Genomic DNA, 15,503 nt, shown 5'->3' with positions numbered 1-15,503 from the left:
GATCATTTGTTTCATAATTCGACATAATGTAGCCAACATGAGACGATAAAATTCGCATCCAAACGCTCACCAAAAAGAGCGATCAAACCAAAGGATTGAGCAGCAGGCCAAGCATGCTTGAGTTCGAGAATGTCAGTAAATCCTTCTGGACGGGGACGCGCCGCAAGGTGATCCTCGACCGGGCTTCGTTCCGGGTCGAACTCGGGACGTCGCTGGGTGTGCTTGCGCCGAACGGGACGGGAAAAACCACTCTGATCAATATGATGGCGGGTTTGGAAAAGCCCGATGAAGGGGTCATCCGGCGTGAGTGCAAGGTGTCTTTCCCGATGGGGTTTACCGGTGGTGTCTCCTCGAAGATGTCTGCATTGGAGAACGCACGCTATATCGCCAAAATCTACGGTATGGACCCCGACTATGTCGAAGCCTACTGCAGCTGGCTGTGCGGTCTCGGCGAGTATTTCAACCAGCCTATGGCCACCTATTCGTCAGGCATGAAGGCCAGATTCACCTTTGCGCTGATGCTTGCACTGGACTTCGACATGTATCTGATTGATGAGGGCATGCCCGCGTCTACGGATGTGGAATTCAACCATAAGGCCGGCGCGATCCTGCAGGAACGGTTGCGCACAACGACGCTGGTCATCGTATCGCATAGCCCCGCAACGCTGGAGAAGTTCGTGAAACAGGCGGCTGTTTTGGTCGACGGCCAGCTGCGCATGTTTGAAACCTTGGAAGAGGCAAAGCAGTTATATGACTACGAAACCCAAGGTTAGAAAATACAACTGGCGCCACAAGGCGCAATCAGGCACCTCGCCCGAGGCCCGCTCGGACGCGATGGCGCGCATCCGCAGCGCAACGCAGGCCTCGTCCGGCGAAACGCAGCCCGGGACCGAACTGGACGATATCAAGCGCGAAGGCCTGACCGGTCGGCAATTGCGTATTGCCCGGCGTCTGGCCAGCAAACACGGTCTGGCGGCGACTTCTGACTATGACGCGGTGCGCCTGCTACGCAAAAAAGGCATTGACCCATTCCGGCGCAGCAATCTGCTTGAGCTTGCCTCGGCCAACGCTTCGGCGAAAACGGATGGTGACGAAACCGCACCCGTCCAGTTGCCACAACCGGTGAGCGAGGCCCCTCAGACCCTGCCGGGACCAGAGATGAGCCCGGCCGAGCGGCGCGATCGCGAAATCGGTCAAATCCAGAAGGACATCGCCCTCCGCCGAAAAAAGAAACTGGCGGCGCTGTTCGCACGGCTTGCGGTGTTCGTCTTTCTGCCCACTTTTGTGGTTGGCTACTATTTCTATCGCGAAGCGACACCGATGTATGCCAGCGACTCGGCCTTTTCGATCCTGCAAGCTGACGGCGGCGGCGGAACGATTGGCGGCCTGTTGAGCGGAACCCAATATGCAACCGCTCAGGACTCGGTTTCCACCCAAGAGTTTCTCGAATCCAAGGACGCATTAGAGCGGTTGGAACGGGACATGGGCTTTTCTCAGATCTTCAAGCAGGAATGGATCGACCCGATCCAGAGGCTGCCTCAGGACGCCAGCCTGGAAGACACTCACAAGCTGTATAAACGTATGGTGACCATCGGATATGACCCAAGTGACGGGATTGTTCGGATGGAAGTCGCGGCCCCCGAACCTGAAATCGCTGTCGAACTGTCGCAACGCCTGATCTCTTACGCGGAAGAGCGGATCAACAGCCTGTCCGGCCTTAAGCGCGAGGATCAGATGCGCGACGCGCGCGAAGGCTTCGAGGCGGCCCAGTCAGAACGGCGCAAAGCTCAGGAGGCACTAATCGAGTTGCAGCTGCAAGGTGCTTTGCTGGACCCAGAAAACGTCATTGCCGGTCTTCGCGGTCGGATCAATGAGATCGAGGTCGCCATTCAGGATAAAGAGCTGGAACTGGCCGCCTTGCAAGACAACCGTCGCCCAAACCAAGCCAAGGTCGATGGCGTCAGTGCCGATATCGCCCGACTGGAGGTTGTCCTAGCCGAGTTGAACGCCGAAATGCTGGATGCATCCGCAGGCGAAAACTCGCTGGCGCGGTTGAGCGTCCGAATCCAGATGGCGCAGGCCGATCTGGCGGCACGCGATATGATGCTGCAAACGGCAATGCAACAAATGGAAACCACGCGGTCCGAGGCGAACCGCAAAGTGCGTTACCTAACGGTTTCGGTGAACCCGGTGGAGGCACAGGATCCGACCTATCCAAGGAAGTTCGAAAATACGATTTTGGCTTTCCTGTTGTTTGCTGGTATCTACCTGATGATCTCGCTTACCGCGTCGGTCCTTCGTGAACAGGTATCCTCGTAAGACATATGAAACATGTAAAAATCTCCGACCTTACGGTCGGCAACGACCTTCCGCTTACCATCATCGCCGGCCCCTGCCAGCTTGAGACGGCAGACCATGCCCAGATGATCGCGGGCGCCATGAAAGAAGCCTGCGACGCGGCTGGCGCGCAGTATGTATTCAAGGCGTCTTATGACAAGGCGAACCGAACCTCTTTGTCCGGCAAACGCGGCATGGGGATTGATGCAGGACTGAAGGTTCTGGATGACATCCGCAGCACCATGGGCATTCCGGTGCTGACCGATGTCCACACGGAAGCCCAATGCGCCATCGCGGCCGAGGCCGTCGATATTCTGCAGATCCCAGCTTTTCTGTGCCGCCAGACCGATATGCTTTTGGCGGCGGGCGCAACGGGTAAGGCTGTGAACGTCAAGAAAGGTCAGTTTCTCGCCCCCTGGGAAATGGGCAACATCGTCGACAAGATCGAAAGCACCGGGAACCAGAATATCCTCCTGACGGAACGTGGAACCTCGTTCGGGTACAATACTCTGGTGGCCGATATGCGGGGCCTGCCGCAAATGGCGAAGACGGGCTATCCGGTCGTGATGGACGCGACCCATTCGGTGCAACAGCCCGGTGGCAAGGGTGGCTCCTCGGGTGGGCAGCGCGAATTTGCGCCAGTGATGGCGCGCGCCGCCGTATCGCTGGGGATCGGAGCGGTGTTCATCGAAACGCATCAGGACCCCGACACAGCGCCGTCTGATGGCCCCAACATGATCCCTTTGGATCAGATGCCCCATCTTGTTGACACATTGATGCGTTTTGATGCGCTGGCCAAAGCGAACCCGATTCAGATTTAACGATTGAGACCAGTTATGAACAAACCCATTCCCGAGGTGACCCCAAACACCTGGAGCTTTCTGCGCGACCCGATGATCAAACCCACCGGGTTCCGCGAATATGATGCACGCTGGAAATACCCTGATGAGATCAACCTGCCGGGCATGACCGCCCTTGGCCTGGGGATCGGTACTCAGATGCACAAACGCGGCATCGCGCCGGTCATTGCAGTTGGCAATGACTATCGCGACTATTCTCTGGCCATCAAGAACGCGTTGATCCTTGGCCTGATGCAAGCCGGTATTCAGGTGAAGGACATCGGCCCTGCCCTCAGCCCGATGGCCTATTTCGCGCAGTTCCATCTGGATGTTCCGGCGGTGGCGATGGTTACCGCCAGCCACAACCCCAACGGCTGGACCGGGGTTAAAATGGGTTTCGACCGCCCGCTGACCCACGGCCCGGACGAGATGTCCGAACTGCGCGACATCGTGCTGGATGGCAAGACGGTGGCGCGTGAGGGCGGCTCGTATGAATTCGTCGATGGCGTTAAAGAAGCCTATATCGACGATCTGGTCGGTGATTTCAAAATGTCCCGCCCGCTTAAGGTGGTTTGCGCCACGGGTAATGGCACTGCCTCGGCATTTGCACCCGAGATTTTTGAGCGGATCGGTGTTGAGGTTGTGCCCAGCCACAACGAACTCGACTACACATTCCCGAACTACAACCCGAACCCCGAAGCCATGGAGATGTTGCATGACATGGCGGATGCGGTGAAATCCAGCGGTGCCGATCTGGCCTTGGGATTTGACGGTGACGGCGATCGCTGCGGTGTGGTCGATGACGAGGGCGAAGAGATCTTCGCCGACAAAGTCGGTGTCATCATGGCCCGCGATCTGGCCAAGCTGCATCCCGGCGCGACCTTCGTGGCCGACGTGAAATCCACTGGCCTGTTCGCCAGCGACCCGGAACTTCAGGCCCTTGGCGTCAAGGCGGACTATTGGAAAACCGGCCACAGCCATATGAAACGTCGGGTCAAAGAGATCGGAGCCCTCGCAGGGTTTGAGAAATCCGGTCACTACTTCCTCGCCGAACCTGTTGGGCGCGGATATGACTGCGGGATGCGCGTGGCGGTGGAAATCTGCAAATTGATGGACCGCAACCCGGATCAGAGCATGTCCGATTTGCGCAAAGCTCTGCCCAAGACATGGTCCACCCCGACCATGTCGCCCTACGCGGCGGATACCGAGAAATACGATATCCTTCAGCGTCTGGTGGACAAGCTGGTTGCCAAGGCCGACGTCGGCGATAGCTTTGCCGGACGCGCGATCAAAGAGGTCGTCACCGTCAACGGCGCGCGCGTCATTTTGGACAATGGCAGCTGGGGCCTAGTGCGAGCCTCGTCAAACACCCCAAATCTGGTGGTCGTCTGCGAAAGCAGCGAAAGCGAAGCAGAGATGCGGGCGATTTTTGCCGATATCGACGCTGTGATCCGGACCGAGCCCGGCGTCGGCGACTACGACCAAACAATCTAAATGAAAGGGGCGCCGATGTGCGCCCCGATCAATCCCCTCCGAACAGCTTGAGCAAGCCTTTCTTGGCTTCTTCCTCTAGCTTGTCCTTCAGCACATCTTCGATTTGATCAGTGTCTGTGATGGTCGTGTCCAGCTCTGATCCGACCTTTTCCAGAACCTTGGATTTAGCGTCGTTTTCCAGATCTTTCAGCTTTCCTTCCGCCGCTGCCTCGATGACCTTTGTCAGGTCCGGACGGATCGAAGGGTCACTCCACGGACCGACAATACGCACAGGCACAGCGATCCCTTCGCCTGAATTGGCGCGCAATGCGACCGGCGTGAACAGATAGTCGATATCGCGCGCACCGATCCCAACGCGCCCCGCGCCATCCGCCCTGAAATTATCCAGCGACATGAGCAGGTCGTTATTCGTCAGATTGCCGCCATCCATCGTGAAACTGGCCGTCAGGCTGTTGAACACCGTGGTCCCTCCGGACCCTTCGCCGCGCCCCATCAGCCGGTTCAGGTCGAAGCCGGAGATCACGCCTTTCCCGACCGCAATATCGCCCTTTCCAGACAGCGACCGCATGATCGCATCCTCTGTCTGTCCCACGCCCAGAAACTCCAGCGAGGCCGAGGCAGTACCTGTCAGCCTTTCAACTCCTCCGAGCGTCGACAGCGCCTGCTGCACATCAACCCCTTGAGCTTTGAAATTTCCACCGACGGACAGGCCGTTGCGATTGTTGGCCACCACTTGCCCGTTCAATTTCCCGGAAAACAGGGTCGCGGGTTGCATTTTCAGAACCGCACGCGATCGGTCGAGGATGAGCGTCAGGTCGCTTTGTCCAAGCGTCATGTCCGGCACGGCGATGGAGGACGCGGTGAGTCGAATCGAACCGTTTGCCAAGCCCAGCGCCGATGCGTCGATGGGCGTCGTCGACCACCCGTCACTGGCAGACGCCCCAGTGCCCCCGGAGCCTGTTTCGACGGTGTCTGCGAAGGTTGAAAAATTCAGATCCCCGGCCCGCAACCGGGCTGTGATCTGCGGAGGGTCTGAAATCACAATATCGGCCTCGCCATCGAACCGGTTGTGATCCAACACGGCGGTCATGTCTCGCAAAGAGATGCGACCGTCTCGAGTGTAGGTCATCTGCCCCGACACATCTGCCACGCGCCCAAGACCATTGGGCACCGCCACGCCCGCCTGCCCGAACGCGGCCAGCATGGCGTCGGTATTGCTGGTCTTGACCTCGGTCATGCCGTCCATCTCTCCTTCGATAGTGGCGCGCCCGTTGAAGGCGATACGCCCGCCCGGTGCTGTCATCGAAAGCTCTAGAGGTGCCGCGCCGCCCGAGGCAAAGGCTGGAAGATCAGGCAGTTTCAGATTCACCTGAACAGAGCCACCGGGCACGGCCATATTGGCCTCCATGATCATCGGGGCCGAGACATCCGGCCATTGCGCCGAGAGGCTGACGTCCCGGAAATTCCACTTGGTCGCTCCGTTTTCGATAAAGATCAGGCGCGCGTTACTCAGTTCCAGTCGGTCGAGTGTGATCGGTTGCGTCGCCTGAGGCGCGGGCGCTGTTCCTCCGCCGGTGCTGGCTGCAGAGGTGGGTGCGGTCAGTTCCCAATTGCCCCGGCCGTTGGCGTATTCCAGCCGCAGAACAGGGCTGTTAGCAAAGACCCGTTTGATCCGGATCTCGCCGCCCCACAGCGCCGCCGCATCCACACCGAATGACAGGCTTTCAGCGCTCAGCATCGGCTCAGACCCCGCCCAATCAGCATTGCCGAAGGTGACTGGCCCAGTTTCAAGGCCCAGAACTGGCCAGAATGAGATCGAAACATCGCCCGAGAAGGTCAGGTCACGCCCCGTTTCCGCCTTGACCTGTTCGGCCAGAAGCGCCCCCAGCTTGTCGCCGGGCATCAACAAAAGCGCGCCCACGACAAGGCCCACAACGGCCACCAAGATGAACAGGATACGTATCAGCCATTTCATCTAACTGCTCTCCGCCTTTTTTGGCTTGTGTTTGGGGTATCATTCAAACCCACGGCCGCATTTGCAAGGGGAACCAATCCAAACTATATGCGGCCACATGAGTAGCAATCCGCCAAACCTCCGCCCCGACCTAGCCCCGTCTGCCCGGATCACCGATACGCCGCGTTCAGGCCAGCCGACCATTGGTATGGTCTCATTGGGCTGCCCCAAAGCGCTGGTAGACAGCGAGCGCATCCTGACCCGGCTGCGCGCCGAAGGGTACGGCATTTCGCCCGATTATTCCGGGGCCGATGCCGTGATTGTGAACACTTGCGAGTTTCTGGACAGCGCCAAGGCCGAATCTCTGGACGCCATCGGCGAGGCACTGGTCGAAAACGGCAAGGTTATCGTGACCGGATGCTTGGGGGCAGAGCCGGACTATATCCGGGAACACCACCCGCGCATCATGGCCGTCACAGGCCCGCATCAATACGAGCAAGTTCTGGACGCGGTACATGTGGCGGTGCCGCCCGATCCGGACCCGTTCGTGGACCTGTTGCCAGCCAGCTCGGTGCAGCTGACACCGCGGCACTATAGCTATCTCAAGATTTCTGAGGGCTGTAACCACAAGTGCAAGTTCTGCATCATCCCCGACATGCGCGGCAAGCTTGCCAGCCGTCCGGCCCATGCGGTGCTGCGGGAGGCTGAAAAGCTGGTCGAAAACGGCGTGCGCGAGTTGCTCCTGACTTCCGACATTTTTTCGTATAAGTCATTGATATTATTATGCCTTGGTTGCCAAAAGGCACTACACGGACTTTTTTCGCCAGCGATTGTTTCGGAGTGTTGAGGGAGCTCAGGCTTTGGTCTGGCCAGTTTTTCGGGTGCGCCCGGGGGGTATCTTGAAAGGGGCTTCGTTCCAGGTCAGGCCGACGCAGGTGAGGATGCGTCTGGCATCGACCGTGGCATGGCTTGGCATGCCGTAGCGGTCAGGGGTGCCTTTGTGGCGCAGGATCGAGAGCTGCAATGCGTTCAACTCGTTGCGGATACGAGCCGGGCTCATCGGGTGTCCGAGCAGGTCCAGATGCTTGCGCAGGTGCTGCAGGCAGCAGAAGGCCATGTAGCAGATGGCGATATGGGCCCGGACCCGACGCGGCGACCAGTGATAGATGGGCCGGATTTTCAGATCGTGCTTGTTGGTGCGGAAGCAGGCTTCGATCTCCCACAACTGGTGATAGCGGGCAATGACGTCCTGTGCCTCCAGTTCGTCCGCACCATGAACAACAATGGCATGCAGCCCGTCCCATTGTGCCGCTGCCTTGATCTTTGCATCATCCAGCGTGACGTCCCCGCTGTCGGGGAAGGCCAGGAAGCGGCCATATCCCCGGCTGCTGAAGCTGCCGGGTTTGCGAGAGCGCTTGAGCTTCTTGTGCAGCTTTTCGATTGCCTTGTCGCGCTTGTGGGCATCATTGCGTGCCCGGGTGGGTGACCAGGTCACAATGACCCGCGCTCCCTCCTGGTCGATCACCTTGTACCAGCCCTTCTCGGTTGCCTCTTCAGAACCGTGTCCAGCCCAAGGCTGGCGTCCCTCCGGGCTCAAAATGTTCGCCTTCACGGCGGCCGGGGCGGACTTCATGCGATAGCCGAGGATGTAGGGCAGACCCTTGTTCTGCAACATCTGCTGGTTGTCCTTGCTGAGCATGGCGGCATCGGCCACGAACGTGACCCTGGCCACGTCGAAGCGTCCCTCCAACGCCTTCAGCGCAGCTTCCAGCGTATGACCTTCCCAGGTGTTTCCCGGGAAGAGTTCATAGCCCACAGGCAGCCCATCGGAGGTGACGATCAGCGCCAGCATGACCTGAGCGCGGTGATGCTTGCCATCCTTGCTGAAGCCCTTGGCCAGAAGATGATCCTGCTCGACCCCGTCCGCATCCTCGGCCGGGTCCTCGCGCTCGGTGTCAAAGGCCAGGGTCGTGCAATCGTAGAACAGCACGGTCACTGGCCCGCCCAGCAACTTCTCTGCCGCCGCGTGAGAGGTTTTGCAAATCCCGTCTATCACCGGCGTATTGATGTAATCCATGCTCCGATAGACCACGTCCAGATTGAGCGTGATGCCTGCCTGGTTCTCCAACGCCTCCACGGTCGCGCGCTTGCTCTCGGGCTGTGCGATCCGCGCCATAACCAGCTCTTTCACAATGCGATTGGCACTTTTACGCGCCGCCCCCAGAAGGGCCCCCCAACCCAGTTGGTCATACATCGTCCCCATGACATCCCGCAGACCCAGAGAGACCCGCGCCTCCTCACGGCACTCGGCAAGATCAACGCCAAGCTTGTCCGGCCGCGGAGCGCGGCGCACCAGCGCCTGCAGATCGGCATATTCCGTGGGCGTGAACAGTTCCATTTGCGGCGAGCGATCAATGCGTAATTGCTCCATCAAGCGGCCCGCCAGACGCTTGATATCCTCAATCTCGCTGTCGTTATGGGCCACACCCACATGGCGCAGGATCTTCTGGCGTACCTTGGAGCCGGTGCGGACGGATTCAACGATCTGGATCCGTGTGCGGTTGAGCTTTGCGTCATGTTTGGTGCGGATGAACATGGGCGAAGAGGTTAGCCATCTGAAGGCCCATGTCAATACTTTTTATAATAATGGGGCACTACAACGCGCCTCTGAGCAACCACACCTGAAAACAAACCAAAAACCCAGTCAGATCAACAAAAAGGTCGGAAGTCAGGAATACGAGCAAGTTCTGGACGCGGTACATGTGGCGGTGCCGCCCGATCCGGACCCGTTCGTGGACCTGTTGCCAGCCAGCTCGGTGCAGCTGACACCGCGGCACTATAGCTATCTCAAGATTTCTGAGGGCTGTAACCACAAGTGCAAGTTCTGCATCATCCCCGACATGCGCGGCAAGCTTGCCAGCCGTCCGGCCCATGCGGTGCTGCGGGAGGCTGAAAAGCTGGTCGAAAACGGCGTGCGCGAGTTGCTGGTGATCAGTCAGGATACCTCGGCCTATGGGTTGGACCGGAAATACGATGTGAACCCGTGGAAAGATCGCGAGGTGCGTAGCCACATTACCGATCTGGCGCGCGAATTGGGGCAGCTCGATGCCTGGGTCCGGCTGCACTATGTCTACCCCTACCCGCATGTACGTGAGTTGATCCCGCTGATGGCGGATGCGGGCTGCAATGTGCTGCCCTATCTGGATATCCCCTTTCAACACGCCCACCCGGACGTGCTCAAGCGCATGGCCCGTCCGGCGGCAGCCGCCAAAACACTCGATGAGATCAAGGCCTGGCGCGAGATCTGCCCGGACATCACTCTGCGCTCGACCTTCATTGTTGGATATCCGGGCGAGACCGAGGCCGAATTCCAGACCCTGCTGGACTGGATGGACGAGGCGCAATTGGATCGTGTTGGTTGTTTTCAGTACGAAAACGTCGATGGCGCGCGCTCGAACGATCTGCCCGATCATGTAGCCCCCGAGGTCAAGCAGGACCGATGGGACCGTTTCATGGAGAAAGCGCAGGCGATCTCTGAGGCCAAATTGGAAGCCAAGGTCGGTCAGACCCTTCAGGTCATCGTGGATGAGGTCGACGACGAGGCCGCCACCTGCAGAACCAAGGCCGACGCGCCCGAGATTGACGGCAACCTGTTCATTGATGATGGTTTCAAAACCCTCAAACCCGGTGACCTCGTTATGGTCGAGGTCGACGAAGCGGGTGAGTATGACTTGTGGGGCAAACGGGTTTGAACACCCTTAACCCTATGATCTGAAATCTACAAATCAGTTGAGGCAAGCGTGAGCCGAGTTTATTGGCGCTTGCCCGACAAAGCCGCGATGCTTAACTCGACACTGGTTGGAGGGTTTCATGTTTCGGTTTCCGACAATTTCATCGCATTTCAAAATGATGGCGGTGGCAGCCATGATGCTGGCGCCGCCGGCGGCGGCGCAGCACGTGCATGGCGGAGCGGTCAAGATCTTGTCAGTCGGTGGCAACAAGCTGGTGATTCACAAGCGCAGCAAGCATTTTGTACACCGGCATCAGGTGGCTCCGGTTATCAAACACAAGGTCAAACCGGCCAAGCGTGTCCTGCATCCGCATCGTAAACTGGTTCTCAAGCATCACAAGCCGCGGCATCTGAAACACGGATCATTTGGTCTGCGTCACAAGATACATCGCAAGTTTCGCTGAACGCTCTACAGCGTTTCGAGCACAACGTAACCCGGTCTAGATCAGGCCAATCAGCGCCACCGCCCAGGCAATCCCGGCGGCAATCGCGGTCAATGCAACGGCCGCGCTCGCAGCATCTTTGGCCTGCCCCGCCAGCGGGTGATGGTCGGTCGACGTATAATCAACCGCGCGTTCGATGGCCGTATTGAATAGCTCGGCCACAAGCACCAGAACACCCATGACAAGGATCAACGCACGCTCGGCCCCGCTGATCGGCAGCCACACAGCAAGCACCGCCGAGATCAGGTTGGCATAGCCCCAGACGCGAAAAGAATACTCATCCCGCCAGGTGGCGACCAATCCTTGCCAGCTCCATTTGGTGCGGTCCTTTAGGCGGGAAAAGAAATTGAGCATGGGTCCTCGGGCGATTGCTTTCGTGCCGTTCTGAAGGGTTGGCAAGCGCAGTGCAATGGGCAAGAAAAAACCGCCCCAAGGGCGGCATCCACTTCGTTTGATGTGCAGACGGCCCGCATTGGGGCCGCCTGCAAAACCTTTATTGTATCGGGTCACAGACAGTCTGGCCTGCTTCGGTTGTTGCCAGCTGATACCCGCCCGGGCAGCTTGGTGTGCCAGCTTTATCATAGCTCGGCTGAACGTATACTGGGGTCGGTTCTTCCTGCTGCGCACAAGCAGTCAGGATCAGAGCAAACGCACCAACGGCGGCAAACTTCAGTTTCATGTCCATCATTCCTTTATTACTTTGCTGATATTGCCCAATTTTCGGGGCCACGACCAGAATACGGGCTGACAAGCAATCTGGCAACAGAATTGTCGCTAACACGCGATATGTCCGGTGTATGTAACATGCGATCTGTCCGGTTCTATTCTGTCTCTGAGAGGAGGCGTTATGAACCGAGCAGAAGTGTTACAGGAAGTTCGACTGATGAAGTTTGAAGATGTGTATTCGCGGCGAAGCGCGAACAAGCTGACGCAAGAACAGGCGGCTGAGATACTGGGTGTATCCGTGCGCACCGTCAGGCGTTGGGAGGATCGATTTGAGGCGGATGGTGCAGAAGGTCTGTACGACCGTCGGCTTGGCAAACTGGCCAACAATCGTGTTGCCACGGATAAGGTCATGGAGATGCTTGAACTGTTTGATACCAAGTACTGGGATTACACGCCGAAGCATTTCCACGAGAAGCTGGTGGCCCACCATGGTTTCACACAGAGCTACAACTGGGTGCGGCTTACACTGCAGCGCCACGGCCGGGTTCAGGCAGCACCCCGACGAGGTGCCCATCGGCGCAAGCGGCCCCGCCGTCCGATGGTTGGCATGATGTTGCATCAGGACGGCTCCAGCCATGAATGGGTTCCGGGTCAGTGGTGGGATCTGATCGTCACCATGGACGATGCCACCAACCGGGTTTATTCGGCATTCTTTGTCGAGGAAGAAGGGACGATGAGCAGTTTTCAGGGGCTGACAGAGGTGATCGAGGCGCAAGGTCTGTTTTGCTCGCTCTATGCCGATCGGGGCTCTCATTACTGGCATACGCCCGAAGCGGGCGGCAAAGTGGACAAGGACAATCTGACCCAGGTCGGGCGCGCCTTGCAGCAACTCGGCATTGAGCTGATCCCGGCCTATTCACCGCAGGCCCGTGGACGGTCTGAACGCATGTTTGGCACGTTCCAGAACCGATTGCCGCAGGAACTGCGGTCCCATGGGATCACAACCATTGAAGAGGCCAATCAGTTCCTGAAAGAGGTCTATCTTCCCGAACACAATGCCCTGTTTGCAAGGGAGCCGGAGGATACGACCTCGGCCTTCGTGCCGTTTACAGGCAATGTGCGCGACACCCTGTGTGTGCAGGAAGACCGCGTCGTCGGCAACGACAATACGGTGCGCTACAAGGGCCTGGTCATGCAGATCGCGGCAGACAGGCACCGTCATCATTTCGTCAAGGCGAAGGTCAGGGTCCACGAATACCCCGATGGTCAACTGGTCATCTTCCACGGCCCGAGATGCATTGGCCGCTACCAGCCTGACGGATCACCCATCACACAGGAGGATAGCAAACACAAAGTCGCGTGACCCGCTTCGACGTGGCGCGAACGCGGTGGCCCAAATCTACGGTCGCCTACGGCTCCCTCCGAATTGGGCCACCGCGCAATCAACTGAACCGGACAGATCGCATGTTACCTACACCGGACAATTCAGAATGTTCTCGACACAGAATCAATCACAAAACCGTGAAACGCAGCGATTCCATGCCAGCATGACCGGCAATTTGCGACTTACTCGCCAAGACAGGCTACCTTTTTCGAAACATAACCCTAGACTTTTTTCAGACATCAGCCAAAGGACGGAGTAGCCAAATGTCTCAATCCCCGATCATCGCCCAAGACTCGCCCATTCCCGTCGAGGTCGAAGAAGGGAAAAGCTATTTCTGGTGCTCCTGCGGCCAGTCTAAGCGGCAACCTTTCTGCGATGGCTCCCACAAAGGCAGCACGTTCGAGCCAGTCAAATACACCGCTGAGGCCAGCAAAAAGGTGTTCTTCTGTGGGTGTAAACATACGTCCAAGCAACCCCTGTGCGACGGGTCGCATTCCAAGCTCTGAAAGGCATTTCAGGTCCTGAGACTTCAGGCCTGTTCTGTTTGCGCGGCCTTGAGCGCGGCAAATTTCGCCCGATTCGGACAGGTCTGCGGTGCGTCTGTGCCCGCGGCCTGCCGATCCATCCATTCGGGGCAATCCTGCGCAGATGAGCACCCCCGGCAGAACTGGATCATCTCGGCCCATTCCTCTTGGCTAAGCTTGCCGGACCGATGCGCATGAACAAGGTCTGCGCCGGTTGTCTGCCCCATGCGCAGGACCAGACGGAAGTGGGTCATGATGTTTCCCAGATGCGGCATCCTACTAACCCGCGCTAGGGCATCAGTTTATGCAGCAAGTCTTTGTTGCGGCAGTATTCAGGGGTCCGGCTTAGAGACGACGCTTGAGCCAGCAGCGTTTGGCAATTGTCAGGATTGGGGCAATCGGTGCAGCGCAGTACCGCCTCTGAAAGCTGGTCCATGGACACATCGCCTCGGATAGTGGCTTCCTCTAGATCGACATCCAGCATGTTTGCCATGTCGTCCACCAAACCGGCATGCAATCGCAGTGATTTCAGGCTGGGCATGTTGCGTCCTTTCCCTGTCGCGCTGGTAAACAGGGTAGCAAGCATGGGCCAAAGGACTTTGATTCAGGTCAAGTCGGGGCGCTGATCCGATCCAGATAGGCGCGCGTGGCGTCCTGAACGCGACGAAAGCGGTCTCCGCCCAGTTTCTTGCCGCCATACCAGCGGGTGACGATGATCACATGATTGCGCAGGCCTTCACGCTCCAACATACGCAGGATCACCATGCCAGCGCCGCTTTCGCCATCGTTCGCCTTCAACCCGCCGGTCGACAAAACCGCCGCCCATGTATTATGCGTGGCCTTGGCATAGCTTTTGTCCGAACGCAGCGCGTCCAGCACCGCATCAATCTCGGCCCGCGATTCGACATGCGCGCCCGAGACCGCGTATTTCGAGCCCCGATCCGTCAGGACGACCCCCATCCGAAACACGCCCGTCATTGGGTCAATCCAAGCTGCCGGGCCGTTTCCTGAACGATCTGCACGCGCTGCGCGTTGGGCGGATGTGTGCTGAGGAACTTGTCCGCGGGATCCGGAATGCGGTCGAAATACTTGGCACCGACCAGAGGGTTATAACCGGCATTATAGGTAATGATGGTACCCAGTTGATCGGCCTCAAGCTCGAAGGTCTGGACATAGGCCTGCACGCCCACTTTGGCGCCCAGTTTCTGCGCCTCTTCAATCTCTGCATCGGTGCCGCCACGCAGCCGCGCAAGATCTCCGAATTTCGCGGCACTGGCGCTAGCGTTTTCGCTTTGGCGGGCGATATGACTCAGAACGTGATGCGCCGCCTCATGGCCCATGACAAAGGCCAGCTCATCCGCGTTCTGGGCAGATTGAATCATCGAGCGGGTAAAAATGATAACCGGCTGCTTTTTGTCGTCCAGTGTCTGAAACGCATTGGCCGGAGCCTTGGGATTCAAGTCTACCAAAATCCGGAAGTCGCAGTTCTGGCCCCTGGAGGCGCGCAGACACTGCGCGCGTGCTTCGTCACCGATTGCCTAGCTCACCTCACGGAAGGTCTCAACCGTCACGGGCGCGTCCGAGGCCTCCCACTCGGCGACGGATTGCTCACGCAGGGTTTCTGCGCTGCATGCCGCCAGAAACAGTGCAATCACCAGAAGAATGAGTCGACGCATCACGTTTCCTTCAAGCGGTCAGGCCTTAAGGGGAACATAGCGCGCGCGTGACGACACGACCATACCCGGATCGCGCCCAAACGACTTGCATTGCGAGGCGGTCGCGCGCACTCTGAACTCATGTTTTCGATTGAGCATGAATTCGACTCGACGGTGATTACTCTGGTGGATGAAGGCGACAAGCCTTTGAACGAGGACGTTGTCATCAACAGCTTCGCGGAATGTGTAACGTTGGAGCAATTCGATCCCCGCACCGGTGAGGTCCAGAAAATAACACTGTCGCCTGAACAGGTACGTGATCTGGCAGCCGCGCTGGATCTGCCCGAAGGCGTCTATCAAATTCGCGAAACGCAGGATTAAGGCCCTCAAAGAGCGCGCATGGACGGCGACACACCC

General features: G+C 58.2%; 19 protein-coding genes. 10 read left to right on the top strand and 9 right to left on the bottom strand.

Going from position 1 to position 15,503, the window contains the following annotated elements; translation table 11 throughout:
• Positions 1-113: 113 nt before the first annotated feature.
• Genes ACOERD_RS00740 through ACOERD_RS00725 form a run of 4 tightly spaced genes read left to right on the top strand, consistent with a single transcriptional unit; the run spans position 114 to position 4,670 of the window.
• Complete coding sequence (locus ACOERD_RS00740) at positions 114-773, top strand: ABC transporter ATP-binding protein (protein ID WP_419737700.1); 660 nt, start codon at positions 114-116, stop codon at positions 771-773.
• Positions 751-2,319 (top strand): capsule biosynthesis protein, encoded by a 1,569-nt coding sequence (locus ACOERD_RS00735; RefSeq protein ID WP_419737699.1) that lies wholly within the window; start codon positions 751-753, stop codon positions 2,317-2,319. Before ACOERD_RS00740 ends, ACOERD_RS00735 begins: the two co-directional genes overlap by 23 nt.
• Positions 2,320-2,324: 5 nt before the next feature.
• A complete protein-coding gene (gene kdsA / locus ACOERD_RS00730) occupies positions 2,325-3,158 on the top strand; it encodes a 3-deoxy-8-phosphooctulonate synthase (protein ID WP_170689277.1) in 834 nt (277 codons plus the stop codon).
• A 15-nt stretch (positions 3,159-3,173) separates the two neighbouring features.
• Positions 3,174-4,670, top strand: coding sequence for a phosphomannomutase/phosphoglucomutase (locus tag ACOERD_RS00725; protein WP_419737698.1), 1,497 nt, complete (start codon positions 3,174-3,176; stop codon positions 4,668-4,670).
• A gap of 28 nt (positions 4,671-4,698) precedes the next feature.
• Here ACOERD_RS00725 and ACOERD_RS00720 read toward each other — a convergent pair whose 3' ends face one another.
• Positions 4,699-6,645 carry an AsmA family protein gene (locus tag ACOERD_RS00720; protein ID WP_419737697.1) on the bottom strand — a complete coding sequence of 649 codons (1,947 nt, stop codon included), beginning with the start codon at positions 6,643-6,645 and terminating at the stop codon, positions 4,699-4,701.
• A 97-nt stretch (positions 6,646-6,742) separates the two neighbouring features.
• Between ACOERD_RS00720 and ACOERD_RS00715 the strand changes: the two genes are divergently transcribed.
• On the top strand, positions 6,743-7,471 hold the full coding sequence (locus ACOERD_RS00715) for a radical SAM protein (protein WP_419737696.1): 729 nt from the start codon (positions 6,743-6,745) through the stop codon (positions 7,469-7,471).
• Positions 7,472-7,477: 6 nt separating this feature from the next.
• On the opposite strand, the gene ACOERD_RS00710 is transcribed toward ACOERD_RS00715, so the two are convergent.
• Entirely contained in the window at positions 7,478-9,220 is a 1,743-nt protein-coding gene (locus tag ACOERD_RS00710) for an IS1634 family transposase (protein WP_419737624.1), read from the bottom strand.
• On the opposite strand from ACOERD_RS00710, the gene rimO reads away from it, so the two are divergent.
• Both rimO and ACOERD_RS00700 read left to right on the top strand, forming a co-directional pair.
• Entirely contained in the window at positions 9,213-10,376 is a 1,164-nt protein-coding gene (gene rimO, locus ACOERD_RS00705) for a 30S ribosomal protein S12 methylthiotransferase RimO (RefSeq protein ID WP_419737695.1), read from the top strand. The genes ACOERD_RS00710 and rimO overlap by 8 nt on opposite strands.
• 172 nt (positions 10,377-10,548) lie before the next feature.
• Complete coding sequence (locus ACOERD_RS00700) at positions 10,549-10,818, top strand: hypothetical protein (protein WP_419737694.1); 270 nt, start codon at positions 10,549-10,551, stop codon at positions 10,816-10,818.
• Positions 10,819-10,854: 36 nt separating this feature from the next.
• Here ACOERD_RS00700 and ACOERD_RS00695 read toward each other — a convergent pair whose 3' ends face one another.
• Both ACOERD_RS00695 and ACOERD_RS00690 read right to left on the bottom strand, forming a co-directional pair.
• Positions 10,855-11,274, bottom strand: a complete 420-nt coding sequence (locus tag ACOERD_RS00695; RefSeq protein ID WP_419737693.1) for a diacylglycerol kinase — start codon at positions 11,272-11,274, stop codon at positions 10,855-10,857.
• Between the two features lie 76 nt (positions 11,275-11,350).
• Positions 11,351-11,638, bottom strand: a complete 288-nt coding sequence (locus ACOERD_RS00690; RefSeq protein ID WP_419737692.1) for a hypothetical protein — start codon at positions 11,636-11,638, stop codon at positions 11,351-11,353.
• 66 nt (positions 11,639-11,704) lie between these two features.
• On the opposite strand from ACOERD_RS00690, the gene ACOERD_RS00685 reads away from it, so the two are divergent.
• Together ACOERD_RS00685 and ACOERD_RS00680 are read left to right on the top strand one after the other, a co-directional pair.
• Entirely contained in the window at positions 11,705-12,886 is a 1,182-nt protein-coding gene (locus ACOERD_RS00685) for an ISNCY family transposase (RefSeq protein WP_419737600.1), read from the top strand.
• Between the two features lie 284 nt (positions 12,887-13,170).
• Complete coding sequence (locus ACOERD_RS00680; protein ID WP_170689272.1) at positions 13,171-13,413, top strand: CDGSH iron-sulfur domain-containing protein; 243 nt, start codon at positions 13,171-13,173, stop codon at positions 13,411-13,413.
• Positions 13,414-13,436: 23 nt separating this feature from the next.
• Here the strand turns inward: ACOERD_RS00680 and ACOERD_RS00675 are convergent, their stop codons facing one another.
• The 5 genes from ACOERD_RS00675 to ACOERD_RS00655 form a co-directional block, all read right to left on the bottom strand.
• Positions 13,437-13,706: a DUF6455 family protein gene (locus ACOERD_RS00675; protein ID WP_170468240.1), complete on the bottom strand. Its 270-nt coding sequence runs from the start codon at positions 13,704-13,706 to the stop codon at positions 13,437-13,439.
• Between the two features lie 14 nt (positions 13,707-13,720).
• Entirely contained in the window at positions 13,721-13,972 is a 252-nt protein-coding gene (locus tag ACOERD_RS00670) for a DUF6455 family protein (RefSeq protein WP_170492215.1), read from the bottom strand.
• Between the two features lie 68 nt (positions 13,973-14,040).
• Positions 14,041-14,409 carry a YigZ family protein gene (locus ACOERD_RS00665; protein ID WP_419737691.1) on the bottom strand — a complete coding sequence of 123 codons (369 nt, stop codon included), beginning with the start codon at positions 14,407-14,409 and terminating at the stop codon, positions 14,041-14,043.
• A complete protein-coding gene (locus ACOERD_RS00660; RefSeq protein WP_419737690.1) occupies positions 14,406-14,900 on the bottom strand; it encodes a M48 family metallopeptidase in 495 nt (164 codons plus the stop codon). The genes ACOERD_RS00665 and ACOERD_RS00660 overlap by 4 nt, the downstream gene beginning before the upstream one ends.
• Positions 14,901-14,969: 69 nt before the next feature.
• Positions 14,970-15,107: a hypothetical protein gene (locus ACOERD_RS00655; protein ID WP_419737689.1), complete on the bottom strand. Its 138-nt coding sequence runs from the start codon at positions 15,105-15,107 to the stop codon at positions 14,970-14,972.
• Between the two features lie 120 nt (positions 15,108-15,227).
• Here ACOERD_RS00655 and ACOERD_RS00650 point away from each other — a divergent pair, with 120 nt between their 5' ends.
• The gene (locus tag ACOERD_RS00650) at positions 15,228-15,467 is read left to right on the top strand and encodes a hypothetical protein (protein WP_170460576.1); all 240 of its coding nucleotides are present in this window, start codon (positions 15,228-15,230) and stop codon (positions 15,465-15,467) included.
• Positions 15,468-15,503 lie beyond the last annotated feature (36 nt).

It is taken from the genome of Ruegeria sp. (assembly GCF_965199275.1).
Classification (GTDB): Bacteria; Pseudomonadota; Alphaproteobacteria; order Rhodobacterales; family Rhodobacteraceae; genus Ruegeria.
This window is presented reverse-complemented; position numbering and strand designations above follow the sequence as displayed.

What these genes read in the sequence shown, in the direction of transcription:
- ACOERD_RS00710 (WP_419737624.1), bottom strand. Translation starts at nt 9,220, where the DNA reads ATGTTCATCCGCACCAAACATGACGCAAAGCTCAACCGCACACGGATC.
- ACOERD_RS00675 (WP_170468240.1), bottom strand. Translation starts at nt 13,706, where the DNA reads ATGCCGCATCTGGGAAACATCATGACCCACTTCCGTCTGGTCCTGCGC.
- ACOERD_RS00740 (WP_419737700.1), top strand. Translation starts at nt 114, where the DNA reads ATGCTTGAGTTCGAGAATGTCAGTAAATCCTTCTGGACGGGGACGCGC.
- ACOERD_RS00735 (WP_419737699.1), top strand. Translation starts at nt 751, where the DNA reads ATGACTACGAAACCCAAGGTTAGAAAATACAACTGGCGCCACAAGGCG.
- ACOERD_RS00655 (WP_419737689.1), bottom strand. Translation starts at nt 15,107, where the DNA reads ATGCGTCGACTCATTCTTCTGGTGATTGCACTGTTTCTGGCGGCATGC.
- ACOERD_RS00715 (WP_419737696.1), top strand. Translation starts at nt 6,743, where the DNA reads ATGAGTAGCAATCCGCCAAACCTCCGCCCCGACCTAGCCCCGTCTGCC.
- rimO (WP_419737695.1), top strand. Translation starts at nt 9,213, where the DNA reads ATGAACATGGGCGAAGAGGTTAGCCATCTGAAGGCCCATGTCAATACT.
- ACOERD_RS00670 (WP_170492215.1), bottom strand. Translation starts at nt 13,972, where the DNA reads ATGCCCAGCCTGAAATCACTGCGATTGCATGCCGGTTTGGTGGACGAC.
- ACOERD_RS00665 (WP_419737691.1), bottom strand. Translation starts at nt 14,409, where the DNA reads ATGACGGGCGTGTTTCGGATGGGGGTCGTCCTGACGGATCGGGGCTCG.
- ACOERD_RS00720 (WP_419737697.1), bottom strand. Translation starts at nt 6,645, where the DNA reads ATGAAATGGCTGATACGTATCCTGTTCATCTTGGTGGCCGTTGTGGGC.
- ACOERD_RS00680 (WP_170689272.1), top strand. Translation starts at nt 13,171, where the DNA reads ATGTCTCAATCCCCGATCATCGCCCAAGACTCGCCCATTCCCGTCGAG.
- ACOERD_RS00650 (WP_170460576.1), top strand. Translation starts at nt 15,228, where the DNA reads ATGTTTTCGATTGAGCATGAATTCGACTCGACGGTGATTACTCTGGTG.
- ACOERD_RS00685 (WP_419737600.1), top strand. Translation starts at nt 11,705, where the DNA reads ATGAACCGAGCAGAAGTGTTACAGGAAGTTCGACTGATGAAGTTTGAA.
- ACOERD_RS00725 (WP_419737698.1), top strand. Translation starts at nt 3,174, where the DNA reads ATGAACAAACCCATTCCCGAGGTGACCCCAAACACCTGGAGCTTTCTG.
- kdsA (WP_170689277.1), top strand. Translation starts at nt 2,325, where the DNA reads ATGAAACATGTAAAAATCTCCGACCTTACGGTCGGCAACGACCTTCCG.
- ACOERD_RS00700 (WP_419737694.1), top strand. Translation starts at nt 10,549, where the DNA reads ATGATGCTGGCGCCGCCGGCGGCGGCGCAGCACGTGCATGGCGGAGCG.